1 pseudogene is annotated in these 275 nt (G+C 50.5%); it reads right to left on the bottom strand.

Annotation, left to right across the window (positions count from 1 at the left end):
* Nucleotides 1-15 precede the first annotated feature (15 nt).
* A pseudogene (locus SB725_RS31115) lies at nt 16-275 on the bottom strand (permease DsdX); the annotation flags it as partial.

Genomic DNA, 275 nt, shown 5'->3' with positions numbered 1-275 from the left:
CAATATTTTATTCTTTCAGTGCAATACGGCGTTAATGGCTAACACGCCCAGCAAACCCATAATAGAAATAAGGGTTTCCATCACCGTCCAGGTACGCAACGTTTCACCAACCGTCAGATTAAAATACCCTTTAAATAGCCAGAAGCCAGGGTCGTTTACGTGTGACGCGATCACGCTGCCCGCACCGGTTGCCAGTACCATTAAAGCGGGATCGGCATGGGTAACGTTGATAATCGGCAACACCACACCCGCGGTGGTAATGGCCGCGACGGTGG

The organism is Pseudomonas sp. SIMBA_041 (assembly GCF_046535095.1).
Taxonomy (GTDB): Bacteria; Pseudomonadota; Gammaproteobacteria; order Pseudomonadales; family Pseudomonadaceae; genus Aquipseudomonas; species Aquipseudomonas mucoides.
The sequence above is the reverse complement of the archived record's forward strand: the minus strand, read 5'-3'. Positions and strand labels throughout refer to the sequence as shown.